Origin of the sequence: Staphylococcus chromogenes (assembly GCF_029024625.1) — a bacterium.
Lineage (GTDB): Bacteria > Bacillota > Bacilli > Staphylococcales > Staphylococcaceae > Staphylococcus > Staphylococcus chromogenes.
Genome location: NZ_CP118953.1, coordinates 1,263,623 through 1,283,265, shown reverse-complemented (window position 1 = coordinate 1,283,265; position 19,643 = coordinate 1,263,623). Strand labels below are relative to the sequence as shown.

Sequence of the window (19,643 nt, the reverse complement as noted above, 5' to 3'; positions counted from 1 at the left end):
CTCGCTTTAATTAATTTTGTTCCTTTAAAACAACAAGTCCAATGGCACCTGTGCCTGTATGCGTTGAAATCACAGGTGTTGTGAAACTTGTATGGAAATTCGAAAAACTAAAAGTCTCATCTAATTTTTCTTTAACTTTGTCTAAAAAATCCACAGCATTCGCATGAGAAATAGCAACAGATTTTATTTTATCATTTCCTAAAAAGGATGCTAAATCTTTAGCGATATATTTAGCACAAGCGCCTTGAGTTCTCGAACTGTGAACCAATTCTAAATTACCATCGTTTAAAACGCCAATTGGTTTGATTTTCATGAGATTGCCGAGCATCCCTTTTGTTTTGCTAATTCGTCCACCTTTGATAAGACGATCTAACTTGCCTATCACAACATAAAGCATAATATTCTTTTGCAATTGTTGAATTTTATCCAAAATAACTTCAGTCGATAATCCTTCATTTAGCCATTCGACGATATGTTGGATTTGATAGCCTAAGCCATAGGCAATTGATTTTGAGTCAATAACAGTCACTTTGCCGTCTACCATTTCGCTAGCTTGAACGGCAGTTTGGTACGTTCCACTTAGTCCAGAAGATAAATGGATACTAATGACTTCAGCGCCATCTTTAGTCAACGTTTCATACGTTTCAACAAATTGTCCTAATGGGGGTTGACTTGTTTTTAAATCATTCTCGTCATTATCTAAAAATTGAATAAATTCTTCTGAGGAAATTTCCTCTTGATCGATATAGGATTTTCCATTCACTGTGACACTTAGCGGAACAATATGAATATTATTCTCTGCCAAGTATGTTTGATCTAAATCTGATGTTGAATCAGTTACTATAATACGTTGCATGTGTGTGACCTCCAAGATTACTTCCGAATTAAATGTAAAAATGTATGCGGATATTTATTTTTTTCATCGATTTCGCCTTCGACAGCAGATTCGACTTCCCAATCTTCAAATGAATAAGGTGGAAAGAAGGTGTCGGCTTGGAAAGTTTCATCAATGACAGTAATGTACATGTCATCTACTTTATCTATAAACATCTCAAATAAAGATTGACCACCAAAAATGAACACATGGCCTTCTAATTTTTCAATGTCATTTACGTCATGAATGACATCAACGCCTTCTGCTTTGAAATCTTTGTTTCGTGTAAGGACTACATTTCTGCGATTAGGCAATGGTTTTCCGATAGATTCATAAGTTGACCGTCCCATCACTAATGTATTGCCAGTAGATAGTTTTTTAACAAATTTTAAATCATTAGGTAGATGCCATGGGAGTTGATTATTAAATCCAATCCCTCTTTGTTTATCATGAGCAACTAGGATTGATAAAGTCATACGCCTCACTCCTATACTTTATTTCCTTATTAATTAAAATAAACTTGTTTTTACATTATGATTATACAGCAATAGGTGCTTTTATCATGGGATGACTTTGATAATTAATGATTTCTAAATCCTCGTATTCAATGTCAAATATAGACTTATCTGTGTTTATTTTTAACGTTGGCGGTTGATAGCTCGTACGTGATAATTGCGTTTTTACTGCATTAATATGATTACTGTAAATATGTGCATCTCCAAATGTATGAATGAATTCCCCAACCTCTAAGCCACATTCTTTAGCAATTAAGTGTGTAAGTAAGCTATAGCTTGCGATATTAAAAGGAACACCTAGAAATATGTCTGCACTTCTTTGGTAAAGTTGACAACTTAACGTATTATCTTGGACATAAAATTGAAAAAGTGTGTGACATGGGGGTAATGCCATTGAATCAATTTCGGCGGGATTCCATGCACTTACAATGTGTCGTCGAGAATTAGGATTTGTTTTAATCCCCTCAATAAGATTTTTCAATTGATCAATACGTTGACCGTTGGGGCCAATCCAATTTCTCCATTGCTTACCATATACATTCCCTAAATCTCCGTATTTTTGCATAAAGTCATCGTCATTTAAGATTTTTTGTTTAAACTCGGACATTTCTACTTGATAGACTTCGTTGAAATTAGAATCTTTTAGTGCACGGTGTCCGAAATCTGTCATATCAGGACCAGTATAGTCCTCGGATTGTACATATTTTTCAAAGGCCCACTCATTCCAAATATTGTTGTTATACTGAAGCAAATAGCGTAAATTAGTATCTCCTCGTATAAACCATATTAATTCAGTTGCTATTAATTTGAATGAAACTTTCTTAGTTGTTAATAACGGGAATCCTTCTTTTAAATTAAATCGTAACTGGTGCCCAAATTTTGAAAGTGTGCCAGTCTTTGTACGATCATCTTTAGATAGACCCGCATTTAAAATATCTTCACATAAAGAATGATATGCTTGATCGAATGGATTCATCGTCGTCACCTCTTTCATTTATAAACAATCATAAATTATTTAGTTCTTATTATAAATTAAAAAGTGAGATAAGGCTTGGATTTTGATGCCGTCACTCACTTTTCTTGATAAATAGTAAAACTTTATAAGAGTAAAACCAATGAAATTTTGATTGAGCACACATCTAAGTACTCAATTTTGTGTCTTGTGTGCTTTTTTAATAGCTATCTGCGCTTAAGCATCACAATGCGTATCAAACGCATCTTTGATATCCATGGCAATGTCATTGATATCTCTGCCTTCGATATGTTCACGAGGGATAAAATGGACTAATTGGTTGCCTTTAAATAAGGCATATGATGGGCTAGAAGGGACTTGTTGAATATAGTCACGCATCTTAGCTGTCGCTTCTTTGTCTTGGCCTGCAAATACAGTGACTTTGTGCGTAGGCTTTTTCTCGTTTTGTTCCGCAACGGCAACAGCCGCAGGGCGAGCAAGACCAGCAGCACAGCCACATGTAGAATTAATGACAACGAATGTCGTTTCATCTTCATTGACAGTGTTCATATAGTCCTCCACGGCTTGATCGGATTCAAGACTTTTAAACCCATTATCTGTTAATTCTGAGCGCATTTGTGTCGCAAGTTCTTTCATATATGCATCATAAGCATTCATAAAATAACATCTCCCAATTTATTTATTATTGCGATTAGCAATTTGTTTCCACACACTTCCGAGTGCTTCCTCACCATTCTCGATTCTTGCAATAGCCATTTCAATTTGGAGCTTTACCTCGTAGGCTTCATCATTTTGATGTGCTTTTAAACTTGGTAATTGTTCAACGCCACCTTCATCGAAAATAAACATCGCAGCACGCCAACGTACAATCTTTTGTGAATCGGAGAGTGCTTTTTCCATCTCAGGTAAAGCCTCTTTAAAACCTAAATCACTAAGACCATCTCCTGCAGTTCGTCTTACTGCCGGACTTTTATCATTTAAACCTTCATAGAGATAAGGTAGCGTATTTTTATCTTCTATCATACTTAATAAAACAACAGCTTCACGTCTCAAAGGTACCTTTTCTTCGTGTAATGCCGCTTGTAATAGTGGATAGTCTTCCTGAGTAGGTGTAGGAAATGATTTCAACATACGTAACCGTGATTTCCAGTCTGTAGTATGTTGATACGTCTCTAGTGTAACATGTTTATATTCTTTTTGAGGTACGAATGTTTCTGTTGCTTGTGCAGCTTTTACATATTCATCTAAAACATCATCTGGGTATAAAGCGAGAACTTCTGATTCAACTTCTTTCATAACCTCTTCCATGTTTCCGTAACGAATTCCGAGTGCGTCCCATTTACGCAAAAATACAACATTATCCTCTGGTTTTTGGGCTGTATTCATCGCTTGAATAAAGTTATCAGGGAGCTGTTGCCGTAATTCTTGTTGTCCTGAGGTCAATTTGATTTGATAAGGAATATTTTTAAATTTGAGTAATTCTACTTTAATTTCACCAAAATGAATATCAGGTTCAGGTGTTGTAGATGTCTCTGAATTTTCACCGTTAATGACTTCAGTGACTTTTGGCAAAATTTTTTCCCAATCTGCTTTAGGCATTTTATCAACAGCAATAAAATCTAGAACATGAAAAACTGATTTAACCTCATCAATTTCTAAAATTTGATTTATAAATGCAGGTTGGCCCTCTTTTACCTCTGTATATGTTTTAGATTTTTGATCTTCACGTTTTTGCGATAAAACAATTTTCATTGTATTCGGACTTGGTGTTGGTTCTACTTTAACAATTTCCATGATACGCCTCCTATTGTAATTCGTTCCCTAATTGTTGTATTTGTTTGCCAACAGAACATTCACTAATACAGAAATGATGTGCTTGGGTCTTATTTTGAGATTTACGAATATGCGTTTTAATCATACAATGCTCACAATATTGATTCATCAGTTGATCAATCTGTGAAATGGCTCTTTTTTTGGATTCCGTAATCACACCCACCGCTCCTTTAAAAATATAGCGCAATACAATAAACATTATCCTAACATGTAATTTCAATTCTATGAAGTCAAAGGTTTTAAGAACGTCTTTTTCATATATAAACCTATGATTTACGTCAAACACTATTGAAATTTTGACGATTTTTCCTTAATATAAATAAGTTGACATGTCACACATAGCGACATTCAAAATCTAAAAAGCGGTTTCTAAACACCCGCTTTATCAAAATTTAGGAGGTAGGAAATGTTTAACGAATGGTTAGGCCTTATCGCATTTTTAACAACTTTTTTACTTATGGTCTTAATGTTTCGGGTATTTGGCCCTCAAGGATTAATAGTCTGGGTAGCGATTGGTACCATTATTGCGAATATTCAAGTTTTAAAAACAGTCGATTTATTGTCCATTTCAGCTACATTAGGAAATGTTATGTTTGCATCTATTTATTTAGCGACCGATATCTTAAATGATATTTATGGACGCAAAATAGCGAAACGGGCTGTATGGATGGGCTTCTTCTCAACAATAGTGATGATCATTTTGATGCAGATTTCTTTAACATTCCAACCGAGTGAAGCGGATATCTCACAACACGCTTTAGATACAATTTTTGGTTTAGTCCCAAGAATTGCGCTAGCCTCTATCATCGCCTATATTATCGGTCAATATGTAGACGTATTTATTTTTAGCTGTATAAAGCGGATTTTCAGTTCTGATAAAACGTTTTTCATTCGTGCCTATGGGAGCACAATGTTAAGTTCGATTATTGATACAGGTCTGTTTGTGATGATTGCATTTTTTGGGGGTCCCTTACCTAATGATGTCGTATTTGAAATTTTTGTAACGACGTATGTACTAAAATTAATCTCTACGATTTTTAATGTCCCTTTTGGATATTGGGCAAAACATCTTTATAGAAAAGGCAAAATTAAATCAATACTACAAGAAGACACTCGATAATTTCAGAAGAAGATATGTTTGAATTTAATATATTATAAATTAAATTATGGAGTATCACGCTAACTTTTTTGTAGATTAAGATTGAGACATAACGTACACTTTAAATTAGAAAGCCATTAACATTGATTTGCCGATAAATGTTAATGGCTATTTTTAATCACATGTTATAATAACAAAGAGGTGTTTAAAATGGCCAAAATTTATTTTGATGCTGCGACAAAAGGAAATCCAGGGATGAGTACATATGGCGTAGTCATCGTTGACGAACAGCAAAGATTTCAGTATTCCGATGTGATTGGCGAAAAAGAAAATCATGAGGCAGAATGGGAAGCCCTATTGGTCGCATTAAACCAAGCGGCTCGTCTGAATATAACGAATGCATTAATTTATACAGACTCAAAACTCATAGAAGATGCGGTACAACGTAAATTTGTAAAAAATATAAAATATAAAAACTACTTAAACCAATATCTCGAAATATCTCAACAATTTGAGCTATGCTTTGTAAAATGGGTCCCAAGGGAGCAAAATAAAGAAGCTAATATGCTTGCTCAAACAAAATTACATCAATATTCAAAACAAAATAAAATCCAAAAGAAGAAACGTTTCACATGAATTAGGCAAGTTCATGTGAAACGTTGTTTTATTGATATAAAGATTTTATATATTTGTAAGAAACTTTCAGTTCATGTGCCGCGCAAATTTGTAACGCTTTTTCAATGTCATGATGATAACGGGTATGTTGTTCAAGTTCATCATAATCGAGAGGAACATTCACTTCAATTCTGGCCAATTGTTTAGAAAGTTTTAAATCCTCGATATGACTAGAAATTTTCTTTTGTTGGCCCGGTGTCAGTTCTGATAGATTTTCGAGAACATGCTCGACTGAACCATACTGTTGAATTAATTTAATGGCTGTTTTCTCCCCTATGCCTTTTACCCCTGGGTAGCCATCTGCTGTATCTCCCATAAACGCTTTGATGTCTACAAGTTGATGGGGTTGAAGTTGATATTGATTGTAAAATACATCATGCGTGTATTTGAGGTACTCTGTAAAGCCTTTCTTAATCAACCATACTTCAACTTGGTCTGAAACACATTGAAGTAAATCTCGATCACCTGTAATGATAATAACTTTTGCGTCGTCTTCTTGCGTATAATGACGAGCCATTGTTCCCATGACATCATCTGCTTCAAAATTCAAAATGCCAATATTGTGGAATTCGAGTGCTTCTGAAATTTGTTTAACATGATCGAATTGAGGTTTAAGTTCCTCTGGAGGCTCCGGACGATTGTTTTTATAATCCTCAAAAAGTTCATTGCGGAACGTAGATTTCCCCATATCCCAACAAATTGCGATATGTGTAGGTTGTGCTAATTGAATCGCTGTATAAACATGGCGTACAAATCCTTGTGTCCCATTTGTAGGTGTTCCTTCAGAATTTCTCATATACTGTTTGTGCACACTTGTGGCGTAAAAATGTCTGAATAAAAGTGCCATGCCATCAATTAATAAGATTTTTTTGTTCATAAAGTGTCTTCCTCGATTTCTAAAATGGTCTTTAATTTAGGAGTAGTAACTTTTAATTGTTGTACTAGAGCATTATCAATTTTGAATGATAAAACTTCTTGAATTTCTTTTTGTGCTAATTCTTCAAGATGGGCGATATAGTTGTTAGCTTGTGTATTTAATGTTTCAATTAATCCCATTAACGCTGTATTTAAAGCGTTTAATGGCTGTTGCAATTGTTCTATCGTCTGATCCTTTATTGCCTCTTGAATTTCTTTTTGTGATTGTATTTGGATAATTCTTTTTTTAGTTAACTGCTTAGGTAAAGCGTTGACAAAAGACTCCAAGTCTATTTTAAGAAAGGCTGTTTCAAGTTGATCAAGTTGAAATGATGCCTCATCTTGAATCAGAACATGATGTTCTTGAAGTGTCTTTAAAGTTGGAACAAGTTGGTGGTTCAATTGCTCCGTATAGAATTTTTTTATGCGTTCAACAAGTAATGTTTGTTCCAAATACAGTTTTTGTTGAATTTGATCTAAATATATTTTTGAAGCAGTGACTTTTTCTTTTTTAAAATCATCCGTGTTCGTCATATGACCATTAAATACAGATTTAACATCATCCAACAATTGTATATTCAAACGTTGCTCTAAATGGTACATTTGGTCTTCGATTTCATTATGAGTTTTTTGAGACGTCGTGGTGATCACTTTCTCTTCAAAAACGTGAGGTGTAGAAAGCGCTTTTAACTGTTGATGTTGTTTTTCAATACGTGAAGCATTGCTTTCAAAGTCATGAATTGTCGTCATGAAAGACTGATACATGTAATAGAATTGACGTTCGATATTAGATGCTAATACGGATTTGGACTCGACTTCACTAAACTGTTGGATGGATTTCTTCAATAACTCAACGCCTTCATCCCCGTCTAATAATGCATTTCGACTTGAAACGCCAAAAATTTCTGGCGTCATTCCTACGTCGTTCAAGGCATGCGTCACATAATCAAGTACTGCTTTTTTATCCGCTTCATTTTCTGCTAAATCAGTGGCGTTAACGATCATTTTGAAGGATTGATTTTCCATAAGTTGATTCATGTCCTTCATATGTTGTATGAAAGCTTTATCATTGTCTGTGAAGGAATGATTGAAGTAGCTCACGTATAGAATTAAATCTGACGTTGTTAATATTTTTTCAGTTTCATTAGTATGACGCTGATTATTGGAATGTAATCCAAGGGAATCGACAATAATTTTATCTTTAAGCCACGCTAACGGTAACTGAATATGCACAGTATTTACAAAAGTTGCAAATTGATCTTCGGCACTCCATTTTTTAATCTCTTCTTTAGCAATTTCCATCGTATAGCTATGTTGTGTTAAGGATTCATATAAAGCGTAGTTATTTTCAACTGCTTGAATAAACGCTAAACGATTTTTATCTATTTGGGCTTTAAGTTTCTGCTTGTCTGCTTCTAAAAAGGAACTCATAGAATCAAATTGAAAACCCACAAGTTCTGTCACATGGTTAATCTCTTCTAAAAGGGCTTCTTTCGTTTTAAAGGTAATGGTATTCTTATTCCCGTAAGAAATCTCTGTTGTTGCAGCTGTCGTTGGATTAGGAGAACTCACTAAATACGGTCCTCCAAGTAATGCATTAATGAGACTACTCTTACCGGCACTAAATGTACCAAACACCCCAATTTTGATGATTTGATGGTCCATTCGATCTAATGTACGACGAATATTTTGAAGGGTTGATTGGAATAAAGGCACATCTTCAAGTACACTTAGAGCGGTTTCAAACTTTTGCGTTCGTGACGTCGTTGAAGTTGTGACTGTTGAAGCTTCCAGCTGCTTGTTGTTCTGAGGTGTTTCACTTTGATTAGGTGTGTATTCAATCCGCGTTCTGTCAATGAGTTTATCTAAGGAATCGTCAATATGAATATAATAATGTCGATAATTTTTTGTATCTAAAGAATGTTTTAAATCTCGTAACTTGATATACGTCTCATAATCCGTACGTTCAGGCAACGCTGTGTGTGACGACTCAGGAACTTCAACAGAAGCGACAATCTCTTGATCAAGTGGTTCAGAAGATTGAAGGATGTACTGCCGTATACGTTTTAATAAATCATCAGCAAAGGTAAGCACGTATTGGTTAGTAATCTGTATTTGTTCTTGATAAAGATCTGTCACTATTGTTTCAGAAAGTTGGAAGTCTTGATTGACAATCCGTTTATTTAATTCTTCATTTGTGATAAAACGCGTTAAATAGGACATATCTTCTCGCATAGGTTTAGCGATTTCTTGAGTCACTTTAGTTTGTAAGACACTCATTAAAGCATGAAGACGTGCGGCACGGGCTTCGTCGATTTTTTTCTGCTTTTGAAAAAAGCCGCCCACTTTGAAATCTTTGGTCATACTTTCCAAATAATCTCGGATATGTTCTCGTGTATCGTGCGTCATGACATAAGCGTTATCAATAATATTTTTTCGCTTCGTTGATAAATCTGATTTGAGTTCTTCAGGGTGACTTAGAAGTTGAGATTCTTGGTTTACTGATTCATTTTGCAAGTATGTTTCATAAGCAGTGTCAAATGATGCCGCTTCAACCTCTAAACGTTCGAGACAGTCCTCCATTTGCTGTTCTAAATACGCTGCTTGAGTTTCAGTGATATACTGCGTCATCCGACTGACATAATTTTCAATCGGTTCACGATGCATATCTTGATGATGGATAAAAGCTTTTAAAGCATCGAACTGATTTTCTGGGTGCTCATATTTAGTAATGTAAAAGGTGTCGACAAGGTTGATATCCCATTCTGAAATAGATTTTTCAACGCGGGACTTAAACGTTTCAAACGTAATTTCAGACTCTTGATGCTTATCTATTTGATTCACTACAAAAACGACAGGAATATTTGCATGATTGAGACGTTTCATAAACTGAAAATTCAACGCTGATTGTACGTGATTGTAGTCCACTGTATAAAAAACGATATTACTCGTATATAAAAAGCTTTCTGTACTCATACTATGAGATTGCACATTAGAATCTACACCTGGAGTATCTTGAAAAGTAAACCCTTTACGATAATCGTTAGACTTAAAACGAATATCAATCGATTCGACATGATAATTTTCTTGGTTCATCTGTTTAACTTCATCGTAGGTTTCAAGATGCGTATACTTTTGTCCTTCGATATTGGCTGTAATACCTGTATCGTCAGAAACCGTGACCAGGGCAGTATTACTTGTTGTAGGTACGGGAGAACTTGGTAAAATATCTTGACCGATTAAACGATTTATCACAGTAGACTTTCCAGCAGAAAAATGCCCTACAAATGTCATCGTATAATGTTCTAAATAGACCTTTTTAATCATTTGATTAATGGTATGTACGAAGGAGGCATGGTCTGATTTTTCTACCTCTTTTTTAAGTTTATATAGAATATCCAATTGTGCTTGATTATGCATGATTGACTCCCCTTGTTTGAATGGTTCTATATTATTGTAATATAAGTCCGACAAAGTAAAAACAAAAACTCCCTTACGCAATAAAAATAACGCTCAAAAATTAAAAAAACGGGGTGGCACATCTTACTGCCGTCCCGTCATCAGAAACGTCACTATTCTTGATATTTTAAGGGTTTTGGACGTCTCTTTATTTTTATAATTTGAGAAATGATATAAACCAATATTCCTAACCAAATAAAGCTAAAAGTAATGAATTGGTCTGTATTAAAAGGTTCTTTGAAAATAAAAATCCCTAATAAAAAAATTAAAGTGGGTCCTATGTATTGAATAAAACCTATGAGTGATAGAGGAATACGAACGGCCCCAGCAGAAAATGCTAACAAAGGAACAGCAGTCACGATGCCTGAGAAAAGTAACCAAAATGATGACCAGTTAAAGCCAATGCTTAAGCTATGTTGCGTTAACATAAAGATGAAATATAAAATGGCCATAGGCGCTGTGACAATGGTTTCAATCGCAATACTACTCATCGCATTAAGAGGCACGAGTTTTTTCAAAAGTCCGTAAATCCCGAATGAAAACGCGAGTAATAATGAAACAAAAGGAAATTCTCCTATTTTTAAAGTCATATACAACACACCTATGGCTGCTAAAAGGATAGCTACCCACTCTAAGGGGTTAAATCGTTCCTTAAAGAAGATCATGGCGAGTAAAATACTAATGAGAGGATTGATATAATAACCTAAGCTCGTTTGTAACACATACCCTGCTTCTATCGCATAAATAAACGTCCCCCAGTTTAAAGTCACCACATAACCAGCAATAATAATTATCCATAGTTTTTTAGGAGAAGATACAAGTTGCTGTAAATCACTCTTAAATACAGACCATTTTTTCATTAAGGGCAATAATATCATCATAAAAACAAGTGAAAGAATGATTCTAAACATGAGCGTTTCTGTCGCATCAATGCCTTTAATGAGCGCCCAGTAGAGAGGCAAAATTCCCCACATGAAATAGGCTGAAAACGCAAATAAAATCCCCTTTTTAAAGTTTGTTTCTTGCATAAGCAGTAACCGCCCTTTCAAATAATATTTATATGACGTGTGAAACTGAACTTAATTTTTTGGGGCCCAATATTGATAATAAGTTGTCTCAATATAACCGTTAAAAAGTTTACGACGTTTTGTCGCTTTCCGGTTTACGAGATATTCAAATTCTTTATGACTCGTCATAATATATAATGAGAGTTGTGGATGTTTATGCAATAAAGTACCTAGATATTTGTACATTTCTTCTACCTCATCACGATCTCCAATACGTTCTCCATAAGGTGGGTTGCCAATAATTCCGATAGGCCCTTCATGAGAGAGCGTCAAAGTATTCACATCTTTAACACTAAATTGAATAATGTCCCCCATCCCTACCTCATCTGCGTTGGCTTTAGCGATCTCCACCATGTTGGCATCTATGTCTGAAGCATAAATTTCAATTTCTTTATCGTAGTTTGCGGCTTCATCAGCTTCAGCTCTTAAAGTATCGTATAAATCATCAGGCATAAACTCCCATGATTCCGAAACGAAACTACGATTAAATCCTGGGGCGATATTTTGAGCAATCATACAAGCTTCTATTGCGATAGTCCCTGAACCGCAAAATGGATCAATTAAAGGTGTATCGCCTGTCCAATTTGCAAGTTTAACAAGTGCTGCTGCTAATGTTTCTTTAATAGGTGCTTCGCCTTGTTTCAAACGATAACCGCGTTTGTTTAAGCCCGAACCTGAGGTATCAATTGTGAGTAAAACTTGATCTTTTAAAATATTGACTTCGATAGGATAAGTGGCGCCGGATTCTTCTAGCCAGCCTGGAACATGATAGGCTTTTTTTAATCGTTCAACGATGGCTTTTTTAGTAATCGCTTGGACATCCGGGACGCTAAATAATTTTGATTTTAAACTCCGCCCTTGTACCGGGAATTTACCATCCTCACTAATTAATGTTTCCCACGGAAGTGCTTTCGTTTTTTCAAATAATTCATCGAACGTATAGGCTTCGAATTGACCAACAACGATTTTGACACGGTCTGCCGTTCTTAGCCATAAGTTGGCTTTCACAATCGCACTTTCATCCCCTTCGAAATAAATCCGCCCATTTTCTGTTCTCGTATCATAACCTAGTTCTTGGATTTCTTTTGCAACAATCCCTTCTAATCCCATAGGACAGACTGCTAATAATTGGTACATATTGAACCTCCTCATAATTGCTTTTAATATCAGTTAAATTGTTGATGGCGAAGTAAAGCATGATAGATATCATTTTCTATAGAAGCGGAAAATGAAATTTTATATTAATAATGATTTGTGTCTACTCCTATTAAGTATGGCACAAAAATGATGGGGCTGGAACAAGAATTGTCCCAGCCCCTGACTAGTTGTGATATTTCTATAAGCCATGTTCTGTGCCATTGTACTCATCGTGTGCACTAGTTACACTGGTACGCCGGTCGTAATCATCTGTCTAAAAAGTGTATTTCACCTTTTCTCATCTATGCGTTCATTTCCGCTAGACAAGTGCTCCTACCAAATTTGGATTGCTCACTCGAGGGGTTTACCGCGTTCCACCTTCGTTATTTCTAACAGAAGCTACGTCACTGTGGCACTTTCAAACTATTGTAACCTTATCTTACGACTTAGGTTAGGTCATTGCCGTCAATATTACTATTGCCTTGACTTATGGTTTCATCAAGCACGAACACTACAATCATCTCAGATTGTGTGAGCATGGACTTTCCTCTATATTATCTATAGCGATTACGCAAAATATCACTCAAAAAATTATATCATTTTGTTTTGTAAATGCAATTGTTATTTGCCAAATACTGCTTTTTCAAGGTTAGAAATACGTTTTAAAATATCTACGTTACTGTTTTGGTTTGAACTTTGACTTGCAAAGCTTTTGTTATCATGTGAACGACCAGATGCCACACGAATCCGTAAATCTTCAATTTCTTTTTTTAATTTGTTATTTTGTTCTGATAACTTAATAACTTCGCTGTTTAAATCAGCCATTTTTTGATAATCCGCGATAATATCGTCTAAAAATGCATCAACCTCTTCAGGACGATACCCACGCACCATCGTCTTTTCAAAATCTTTTTCATAAATATCTTTCGCAGATAGCTTTAAAGAAACATCTGACATGATTTCTCCACCTCATTAGATTCAATTTTCTTCAGTCCATTGTAAATCATTGATAAAGCTTGTAATTTCGTCAAACGTCACAATATCACAAGTATAGTTTGTTTTTTCTGTAAAATCAACTAACTTATGTTTGAAAAACTTAGGGCTCGCCTCCTGTTCTTCGTCATAGATTAAAACAGTTAAATCGGTATGATCTAACATAAATTGATCCGCAGCTTGAAATTGATGGGGTCCTTCGTAAGGTCTGTTGTATACGCTGTTGACGTAATCAGCGGCACTGACCATTTTTTGATAACGAAGTTGGTTTAATTCATTCCATCTTTCAGTATGATTTTCAAAAGGCGTTATCACGCCAAGTTTTAAATTTGGATAACTTGATTTTAGTTCAATCACACACTCTGCAGCCCATAATTCAATACCCAATTGACCTTGGACTAACACCCACTCTAACCCTTCTTCGATATAACTGATAAGTTTATTTGTGATGAATTTTTTTAGATAAGTGACTTCCTTTACGTCTTCTTTAAAAATATTAAGTTCATAGGATTTATACCCTGTAATATACATTGTTTTATACATGGGGAAGTCCACCCTTTTGTTGAATGTATGTTAAATCGTGATGAATGACTTTCATTTTTTCAAGAAATAATTTTTTGCTTGTAGACAGATAGTGGCATTCAACTGAAACTTCTTCTATGAGTTTAATTAATTGTTGTAATTTGTGGTCATTAAAATAAGGGAGTGCACAAATTTGAGATTGTTTGTCATGTAAATAAAGGATCATCTCATCTACATGATGAACAAAAGGTTCAATTTCATCGTGAAAATCAAAAACTCGCCCTTCTTTTGCCAAGTTGAAACGATGAAAAATTTGTTCATTGAGATCTAAAAGTGAGTTTGGCATGTGATCCCTCCTCTTTAAAAGTTAATATCTTCTAAAAATAATCTCGCTTCAAAAATACAGTTATAGTATAGCAATGTGAATATCACTAAATTCACCCAATATTTTATCAGTTGTATTAGAAAAAGTACTCATTTTTTTATCATCACAAAGATAAGGTTTCCTCCTCTATGATGAATGCGTAGCAGTATACGCTTTTCAATGTTTTTATCCATTTTTCAACATTCAATATGGGTAACGCATTAATAGCATTTATGATACAATAATAGCAGTTTATGAAACTTGTTCTAAGTTTCATAAAACCCTTTGTCTATTTTCCTAAGTGTGACATATGCTTCTCTACTTACTTGAGTATCATAAACCTAATTATTTTAAAAATGAATTGATTTTAACGTCCAATTCTAAGCGAAGTCAGAGGTTTATTGATAAAGCGATAAAGTGTCCACTTCAAATAGCATCCAAAAGGAATAAGGTTTATTTATAAACCTAGTAAATTTTTTAGAATTTAGGTGTCGTGATGAATTATCCTAACGGTAAGCCTTTTAAGCCAAATCAGACTAAGGGCGGAATTAATTACAATCAAAAACATAGTAATATTGACTACGGCGGTCGTGGGATGTCATTAGAAAATGACATCGAACGCAGCAATCAATTTTATTTAAGAAATCAGCGGGCGGTCATTCATAAGAAACCGACGCCTATACAAGTAGTTCATGTTGATTATCCGAAACGAAGTCAGGCTGTGATTAAAGAGGCTTATTTCAGAACGCCTTCGACAACCGATTATAATGGTATCTACAATGGGTTGTATATCGATTTTGAAGCGAAAGAAACGAAAAACAAAACCTCATTTCCTTTACAAAACATACACGCACATCAAGTCAAACATATGGAACAAGTTTTATTGCAAGGTGCTATTGTTTTTTTTATTATTCGTTTTAAAATGTTAGATGAGGTATACCTATTACCATTTAAACACTTTTTGCCATTCTGGAATAGATGTCAACAAGGTGGAAAAAAATCAATTTCGGTTGATGAAATTCAAGAAAATAGTTACTATATTCCTTATCAATATCAACCTAGATTAAATTACCTCGATGCCGTTGATAAGTTGATATTAGATGAAAGTGAGGACCGCGTATGACGGAAAAGAAAAGGACTTCTAACAGTTCATCTCAGAAGTCCGGTCAAAAAAAGAATAAGAACATCAAGCGTACGATTATTAAAGTGCTAAGTTTTATCGTACTTGCTGGAGTAATCTTAGGTTTACTTGGCATTTTGCTATTTGCCTATTATGCATGGAAAGCACCTGCTTTTAACGAAGCAAAACTTCAAGATCCTGCTCCTGCTGAAATTTACGATAAAGACGGACAATTAGTGAAAAAGCTTGATAATGGTGCACGGCGTGAACATGTGGATTTAAAAGATGTACCTCAACAAATGAAAGATGCCGTTTTGGCGACTGAGGACAATCGTTTTTATGATCACGGTGCGCTAGATTATAAACGTTTATTTGGGGCTGTTTTGAAAAACTTCACTGGTGGATTTGGTGCGCAAGGGGCATCCACGTTAACACAACAAGTTGTTAAACGTACGTTCCTAACCGATCAAAAATCTATCGAGCGTAAAGCGCAAGAAGCTTATTTATCCTATCGCTTAGAACAAGAATATTCAAAAGATGAAATATTCCAAATGTACTTGAATAAAATTTATTATTCAGATGGCGTATATGGGATTAAAGCAGCAGCTAAGTACTACTTTAATAAAGATATTAAAGACTTGAATCTAGCAGAGTCTGCTTATCTTGCGGGATTACCTCAAGTTCCAAACACTTATAACATTTATGATCATCCTGAACAAGCTGAGCAACGTAAAGATACGGTATTATACTTGATGGCTTATCATAACCGTATAACGGAAAAACAAAAAGAAGAAGCTCAAAATACACCGATTACCGAAAACTTAGTTCAACGTTCAGCGAGTGAACGTGAAGTAAAACCTGATGATTCAACAAAACAATATGATTCGTATGTTAACTTCGTAAAACAAGAATTGATGGCAAATCCAGAGTTTAAAAATGAAAATCTTTCAGACCTCTTAAATAGCGGTATTAAGATTTACACGAACATGGATAAAAACGCCCAAGATACGCTACAAGATCGTGTCAATAATGGTGGGTTTTATAAAAATGAAGACCAACAAGTAGGTGCAACAATTGTAGATAGTAAAACGGGTGGCCTAGCAGCAATTTCTGGTGGTAGAAATTATGAAGATGTCGTTGAACGTAACCAAGCAACGGATTTACATCCAACAGGTTCAACATTAAAACCATTCTTAGCTTATGCGCCAGCGATTGAAAATCTTCAATGGGCAACGAATCATGCATTACAAGATGAAGCAGCTTACAATGTTGATGGTGGTACATTTAGAAACTATGACCAAAAGAGTCATGGTACAGTCGCAATGTATGATGCACTGCGTCAAAGTTTCAACATTCCTGCCCTAAAAACTTGGCAACAAGTTAAAGAACAAGCAGGTAGTGATGCACCGACTGATTTTGCTAAAAAAGTTGGTCTTGAATACGAAAATACAAATATTGGACCTTCTGAAGTACTAGGTGGCTCTTCTTCAGAATTCTCCCCTACTCAGCTTGCATCGGCCTATGCATCGTTTGCAAATGGTGGAGAATATAATAAAGCACATGCTATTAAGCGTGTAGAAGAAGGCAACGGTAATACAATTGAATTTGATCATACAAGTCACAAAGCAATGCAAGATTACACAGCTTATATGATTACAGATATTCTTAAAGGAACATTTAAACCTTATGGATCGGCTTATGGTAATAATCCAGGATTTAATGTTGCAGCTAAAACAGGTACAGGTACTTATGGTTCAGAAATTTACCAACAATATAACTTACCTGACTCAGCTGCCAAAGATGTTTGGATTGCAGGTTACTCACCGAAATATACAATGTCAGTTTGGATGGGCTTTAACCAAGTAAAACCTTATGGTACAAACTCATTTGTCGGTAGCAGTGAGCAAAAATTTCCTCAAGAGTTATTTAGAGAGGTCATGTCAAGCATCCACCCACCAGGATACAATGAAGATTTCCAACGTCCTGATTCTGTTGGTGGAAGCGACAAGAGCTTATATGTCGCAAATTCGCCAGATAACAATACAACTAGTAACTTCACTGAAAGTAGTGGCGGTACTAATGCTGGTGGCGGTACAACAAGCTCAAGTGGCACAACAAATAATAGCGCTTCGCAACAAACAAATACAGCCGGCCCAACTGGTTTCATTAGAAACTTCTTCGGCTTCTAATCAAAAAAACACCCTGACGCAAAATTGCGTCAGGGTGTTTTTTTTATATGAACATTAACAGATAAAATTCACGTACCTAGAGAGGCAGTGTAATTGCTTTAATTGTTATTAATAGCTACTCCAAATTCGAAGTCTCTGAAGTAGTATTATTTGTGTCGTTTTTCATTTGAAAACGCACACGATAAGCAGCGTGCATTTTGATAAGCTCTTGTTTGAGTGTCTTCATTTGTTGATAGCCCATATAATGATGTTTTCTTTGTTGTATATAAGATAATCGATCTTCAATGTTTATCGGATGAATTTTTAAAGGTTGATTTTCTATTTGTTTGATAGCATCGATATCATTGATGGATGTAAAATAATCTATAAGCAATTCATAATATTGATCGAGTAAATCAAATGAGGGGGCTTTACCGACTTGTCGTTTCTTTGCCAATGCGTCTAATTGTTCTTCGAGAACCTCAAATTGCTTAGGATTGCTCATGATGACAGACCTCTTGTCGCTCTTAAAATAGCTTTGTATCTTTTTTGACCTTCACGACAATCATCAAAAAGCGGACACTCTCCACATTTAGGTTTGCGTGCTTGACAATGATAACGTCCAAAGAAAATAAGTTGGTGGTGACTTTTAGTCCAGCGATCTTTTGGAATAATTGAGGTTAATCTACGTTCAACTTCACTTACACTATCATTCCAACGGCATATTCCTAAACGTTTTGATACACGCTCAACATGTGTATCGACTGCTAGTGCTGGTTCACCAAAACCGACACTCATCACGACATTAGCTGTTTTGCGACCCACACCCGCCAAGCTTTCTAGCTCAGCATGTGTATGTGGCACTTCACCGTCAAATTTATCAATCAGTGATTGCGATAACTTCTGAATATTTTTGGCTTTGTTGCGATATAAGCCGATGCTTCGAATATCATTTTCTAACTCATTGTGGTCAACTTGAAGATAATCTTCAGGTGTATGATATTTTTCAAATAAATTTTTTGTAACTCTATTCACTGCATTGTCTGTGCATTGGGCAGACAATAAGACCGCAATAGTTAATTCGAATGGATTTTTATGATTTAGTTCACATTCGGCATCAGGAAACATTTTATCAATAGTATCAATCATTTCTAAAGCTTTTTTCTTACTTACCATTTGGCGACTCCCCATTTAACCAATCAAACTTAGGGAAATTTTCTATTTTTTTAGGTCCCTGTTGAGATTGTTTTTTAAATTTTGCCCGTATCGGTTTCGTATCTGCAACTGTTGAAACATGATTTTTTTGCCAATTTAGCAATATACGATCGATATATTTGAGACTTAGTTTGTTATGACTCAATGCTTCATCAACAGCTGTCTCGATTAGATCAATTGGATATTGGTCAACATCTAACCATTGTGTTAACGTCTCAATTTCAAGTGGTGACAATGCACGTCCAAAAGCAGATTCAACTTTTGAGAAAAGTGTTTTAAACTGAAAGGCTTCATGCGCTTTTTCTTGTTGTTGCTCTTCTTTATTGAGCAATTGTGCGAATTGATGAAAAAAGCCATCTAAATTGATGAATTCGGAAAACTTACCTTCTGCATTTTTTTCCACTGTCATTGATAATAAATCGAGTCGAATTAATTTTTGAATAATCATCGTGACTTCAGTCTCTTGCATGGTTGTCCCCTGTTTTAATATATCTATTGAAGGTTGTAAGTTAGATATTTCATAAGCATGCAAAATCTTAATCAAAATTATCAAATCTGCCTCATTTAATCCAAGCGAATGATAGTGATTTAACAATTCATATCGAATGACAACTGGGCGGATTTGAAGCTCTCTTGCATTCATTTCGTCACCTTCTTTCAATGTTGATATAAAAAGACCAAGCTCAATTTGAATGGAATGAGACTTGGTCTAAA

Annotated in this window: 20 protein-coding genes and 1 other RNA gene; 4 read left to right on the top strand and 17 right to left on the bottom strand. The window is 35.2% G+C overall.

Translation table 11 applies throughout. The features are described from left to right. Positions 1–10 precede the first annotated feature (10 nt). From PYW36_RS06315 to PYW36_RS06290, 6 genes are all read right to left on the bottom strand, one after another. Positions 11–856 (bottom strand): DegV family protein, encoded by an 846-nt coding sequence (locus PYW36_RS06315; RefSeq protein WP_037573668.1) that lies wholly within the window; start codon positions 854–856, stop codon positions 11–13. Positions 857–873: 17 nt separating this feature from the next. Next, the gene (locus tag PYW36_RS06310) at positions 874–1,350 is read right to left on the bottom strand and encodes a dihydrofolate reductase (RefSeq protein ID WP_103159580.1); all 477 of its coding nucleotides are present in this window, start codon (positions 1,348–1,350) and stop codon (positions 874–876) included. 61 nt (positions 1,351–1,411) lie between these two features. Further along, positions 1,412–2,365, bottom strand: a complete 954-nt coding sequence (locus PYW36_RS06305) for a thymidylate synthase (protein ID WP_103159447.1) — start codon at positions 2,363–2,365, stop codon at positions 1,412–1,414. Positions 2,366–2,578: 213 nt separating this feature from the next. Next, entirely contained in the window at positions 2,579–3,019 is a 441-nt protein-coding gene (gene brxA, locus PYW36_RS06300; RefSeq protein ID WP_037573677.1) for a bacilliredoxin BrxA, read from the bottom strand. A gap of 18 nt (positions 3,020–3,037) precedes the next feature. After that, a complete protein-coding gene (locus tag PYW36_RS06295) occupies positions 3,038–4,156 on the bottom strand; it encodes a virulence factor (RefSeq protein WP_037573680.1) in 1,119 nt (372 codons plus the stop codon). A gap of 10 nt (positions 4,157–4,166) precedes the next feature. Beyond that, positions 4,167–4,352, bottom strand: coding sequence for a zinc-finger domain-containing protein (locus tag PYW36_RS06290; RefSeq protein WP_037573683.1), 186 nt, complete (start codon positions 4,350–4,352; stop codon positions 4,167–4,169). A 249-nt stretch (positions 4,353–4,601) separates the two neighbouring features. Between PYW36_RS06290 and PYW36_RS06285 the strand changes: the two genes are divergently transcribed. Then, positions 4,602–5,315, top strand: coding sequence for a queuosine precursor transporter (locus PYW36_RS06285; RefSeq protein ID WP_103159448.1), 714 nt, complete (start codon positions 4,602–4,604; stop codon positions 5,313–5,315). A 189-nt stretch (positions 5,316–5,504) separates the two neighbouring features. Then, positions 5,505–5,930 (top strand): ribonuclease HI family protein, encoded by a 426-nt coding sequence (locus tag PYW36_RS06280; RefSeq protein ID WP_103159449.1) that lies wholly within the window; start codon positions 5,505–5,507, stop codon positions 5,928–5,930. Between the two features lie 28 nt (positions 5,931–5,958). Here PYW36_RS06280 and PYW36_RS06275 read toward each other — a convergent pair whose 3' ends face one another. The 8 genes from PYW36_RS06275 to PYW36_RS06240 form a co-directional block, all read right to left on the bottom strand. Continuing rightward, a complete protein-coding gene (locus PYW36_RS06275; RefSeq protein ID WP_103159450.1) occupies positions 5,959–6,846 on the bottom strand; it encodes a 5'-3' exonuclease in 888 nt (295 codons plus the stop codon). Then, positions 6,843–10,304: a dynamin family protein gene (locus tag PYW36_RS06270; RefSeq protein WP_037573694.1), complete on the bottom strand. Its 3,462-nt coding sequence runs from the start codon at positions 10,302–10,304 to the stop codon at positions 6,843–6,845. The genes PYW36_RS06275 and PYW36_RS06270 overlap by 4 nt, the downstream gene beginning before the upstream one ends. A 152-nt stretch (positions 10,305–10,456) precedes the next feature. Continuing rightward, positions 10,457–11,371, bottom strand: coding sequence for an EamA family transporter RarD (rarD, locus tag PYW36_RS06265; RefSeq protein ID WP_037573697.1), 915 nt, complete (start codon positions 11,369–11,371; stop codon positions 10,457–10,459). A 51-nt stretch (positions 11,372–11,422) separates the two neighbouring features. Beyond that, the gene (locus tag PYW36_RS06260; protein ID WP_037573700.1) at positions 11,423–12,547 is read right to left on the bottom strand and encodes a THUMP domain-containing class I SAM-dependent RNA methyltransferase; all 1,125 of its coding nucleotides are present in this window, start codon (positions 12,545–12,547) and stop codon (positions 11,423–11,425) included. A gap of 197 nt (positions 12,548–12,744) precedes the next feature. After that, an RNA gene (gene rnpB, locus PYW36_RS06255) (RNase P RNA component class B) lies at positions 12,745–13,126 on the bottom strand. Positions 13,127–13,168: 42 nt separating this feature from the next. Continuing rightward, positions 13,169–13,504, bottom strand: a complete 336-nt coding sequence (gene gpsB, locus PYW36_RS06250) for a cell division regulator GpsB (protein ID WP_037573703.1) — start codon at positions 13,502–13,504, stop codon at positions 13,169–13,171. Between the two features lie 21 nt (positions 13,505–13,525). Next, positions 13,526–14,083, bottom strand: coding sequence for an SLOG family protein (locus PYW36_RS06245; RefSeq protein ID WP_037573706.1), 558 nt, complete (start codon positions 14,081–14,083; stop codon positions 13,526–13,528). After that, a complete protein-coding gene (locus PYW36_RS06240) occupies positions 14,076–14,408 on the bottom strand; it encodes a DUF1798 family protein (RefSeq protein WP_037573709.1) in 333 nt (110 codons plus the stop codon). Before PYW36_RS06240 ends, PYW36_RS06245 begins: the two co-directional genes overlap by 8 nt. Before the next feature lie 514 nt (positions 14,409–14,922). Between PYW36_RS06240 and recU the strand changes: the two genes are divergently transcribed. After that, positions 14,923–15,549, top strand: a complete 627-nt coding sequence (gene recU / locus PYW36_RS06235; RefSeq protein ID WP_103159451.1) for a Holliday junction resolvase RecU — start codon at positions 14,923–14,925, stop codon at positions 15,547–15,549. After that, positions 15,546–17,735, top strand: a complete 2,190-nt coding sequence (locus tag PYW36_RS06230) for a transglycosylase domain-containing protein (RefSeq protein WP_103159452.1) — start codon at positions 15,546–15,548, stop codon at positions 17,733–17,735. Before recU ends, PYW36_RS06230 begins: the two co-directional genes overlap by 4 nt. Before the next feature lie 115 nt (positions 17,736–17,850). Here the strand turns inward: PYW36_RS06230 and PYW36_RS06225 are convergent, their stop codons facing one another. From PYW36_RS06225 to PYW36_RS06215, 3 genes are read right to left on the bottom strand one after another with little or no spacing between them, the layout of a single operon-like run. Further along, positions 17,851–18,219 carry a YpoC family protein gene (locus PYW36_RS06225; RefSeq protein ID WP_103159453.1) on the bottom strand — a complete coding sequence of 123 codons (369 nt, stop codon included), beginning with the start codon at positions 18,217–18,219 and terminating at the stop codon, positions 17,851–17,853. After that, positions 18,216–18,890: an endonuclease III gene (gene nth / locus PYW36_RS06220; RefSeq protein ID WP_103159454.1), complete on the bottom strand. Its 675-nt coding sequence runs from the start codon at positions 18,888–18,890 to the stop codon at positions 18,216–18,218. Before nth ends, PYW36_RS06225 begins: the two co-directional genes overlap by 4 nt. After that, positions 18,880–19,572: a DnaD domain-containing protein gene (locus tag PYW36_RS06215; protein WP_103159455.1), complete on the bottom strand. Its 693-nt coding sequence runs from the start codon at positions 19,570–19,572 to the stop codon at positions 18,880–18,882. Before PYW36_RS06215 ends, nth begins: the two co-directional genes overlap by 11 nt. Positions 19,573–19,643 lie beyond the last annotated feature (71 nt).

What these genes read in the sequence shown, in the direction of transcription:
- PYW36_RS06315 (WP_037573668.1), bottom strand. Translation starts at nt 856, where the DNA reads ATGCAACGTATTATAGTAACTGATTCAACATCAGATTTAGATCAAACA.
- PYW36_RS06310 (WP_103159580.1), bottom strand. Translation starts at nt 1,350, where the DNA reads ATGACTTTATCAATCCTAGTTGCTCATGATAAACAAAGAGGGATTGGA.
- PYW36_RS06305 (WP_103159447.1), bottom strand. Translation starts at nt 2,365, where the DNA reads ATGAATCCATTCGATCAAGCATATCATTCTTTATGTGAAGATATTTTA.
- brxA (WP_037573677.1), bottom strand. Translation starts at nt 3,019, where the DNA reads ATGAATGCTTATGATGCATATATGAAAGAACTTGCGACACAAATGCGC.
- PYW36_RS06295 (WP_037573680.1), bottom strand. Translation starts at nt 4,156, where the DNA reads ATGGAAATTGTTAAAGTAGAACCAACACCAAGTCCGAATACAATGAAA.
- PYW36_RS06285 (WP_103159448.1), top strand. Translation starts at nt 4,602, where the DNA reads ATGTTTAACGAATGGTTAGGCCTTATCGCATTTTTAACAACTTTTTTA.
- PYW36_RS06280 (WP_103159449.1), top strand. Translation starts at nt 5,505, where the DNA reads ATGGCCAAAATTTATTTTGATGCTGCGACAAAAGGAAATCCAGGGATG.
- PYW36_RS06275 (WP_103159450.1), bottom strand. Translation starts at nt 6,846, where the DNA reads ATGAACAAAAAAATCTTATTAATTGATGGCATGGCACTTTTATTCAGA.
- PYW36_RS06270 (WP_037573694.1), bottom strand. Translation starts at nt 10,304, where the DNA reads ATGCATAATCAAGCACAATTGGATATTCTATATAAACTTAAAAAAGAG.
- rarD (WP_037573697.1), bottom strand. Translation starts at nt 11,371, where the DNA reads ATGCAAGAAACAAACTTTAAAAAGGGGATTTTATTTGCGTTTTCAGCC.
- PYW36_RS06260 (WP_037573700.1), bottom strand. Translation starts at nt 12,547, where the DNA reads ATGTACCAATTATTAGCAGTCTGTCCTATGGGATTAGAAGGGATTGTT.
- gpsB (WP_037573703.1), bottom strand. Translation starts at nt 13,504, where the DNA reads ATGTCAGATGTTTCTTTAAAGCTATCTGCGAAAGATATTTATGAAAAA.
- PYW36_RS06245 (WP_037573706.1), bottom strand. Translation starts at nt 14,083, where the DNA reads ATGTATAAAACAATGTATATTACAGGGTATAAATCCTATGAACTTAAT.
- PYW36_RS06240 (WP_037573709.1), bottom strand. Translation starts at nt 14,408, where the DNA reads ATGCCAAACTCACTTTTAGATCTCAATGAACAAATTTTTCATCGTTTC.
- recU (WP_103159451.1), top strand. Translation starts at nt 14,923, where the DNA reads ATGAATTATCCTAACGGTAAGCCTTTTAAGCCAAATCAGACTAAGGGC.
- PYW36_RS06230 (WP_103159452.1), top strand. Translation starts at nt 15,546, where the DNA reads ATGACGGAAAAGAAAAGGACTTCTAACAGTTCATCTCAGAAGTCCGGT.
- PYW36_RS06225 (WP_103159453.1), bottom strand. Translation starts at nt 18,219, where the DNA reads ATGAGCAATCCTAAGCAATTTGAGGTTCTCGAAGAACAATTAGACGCA.
- nth (WP_103159454.1), bottom strand. Translation starts at nt 18,890, where the DNA reads ATGGTAAGTAAGAAAAAAGCTTTAGAAATGATTGATACTATTGATAAA.
- PYW36_RS06215 (WP_103159455.1), bottom strand. Translation starts at nt 19,572, where the DNA reads ATGAATGCAAGAGAGCTTCAAATCCGCCCAGTTGTCATTCGATATGAA.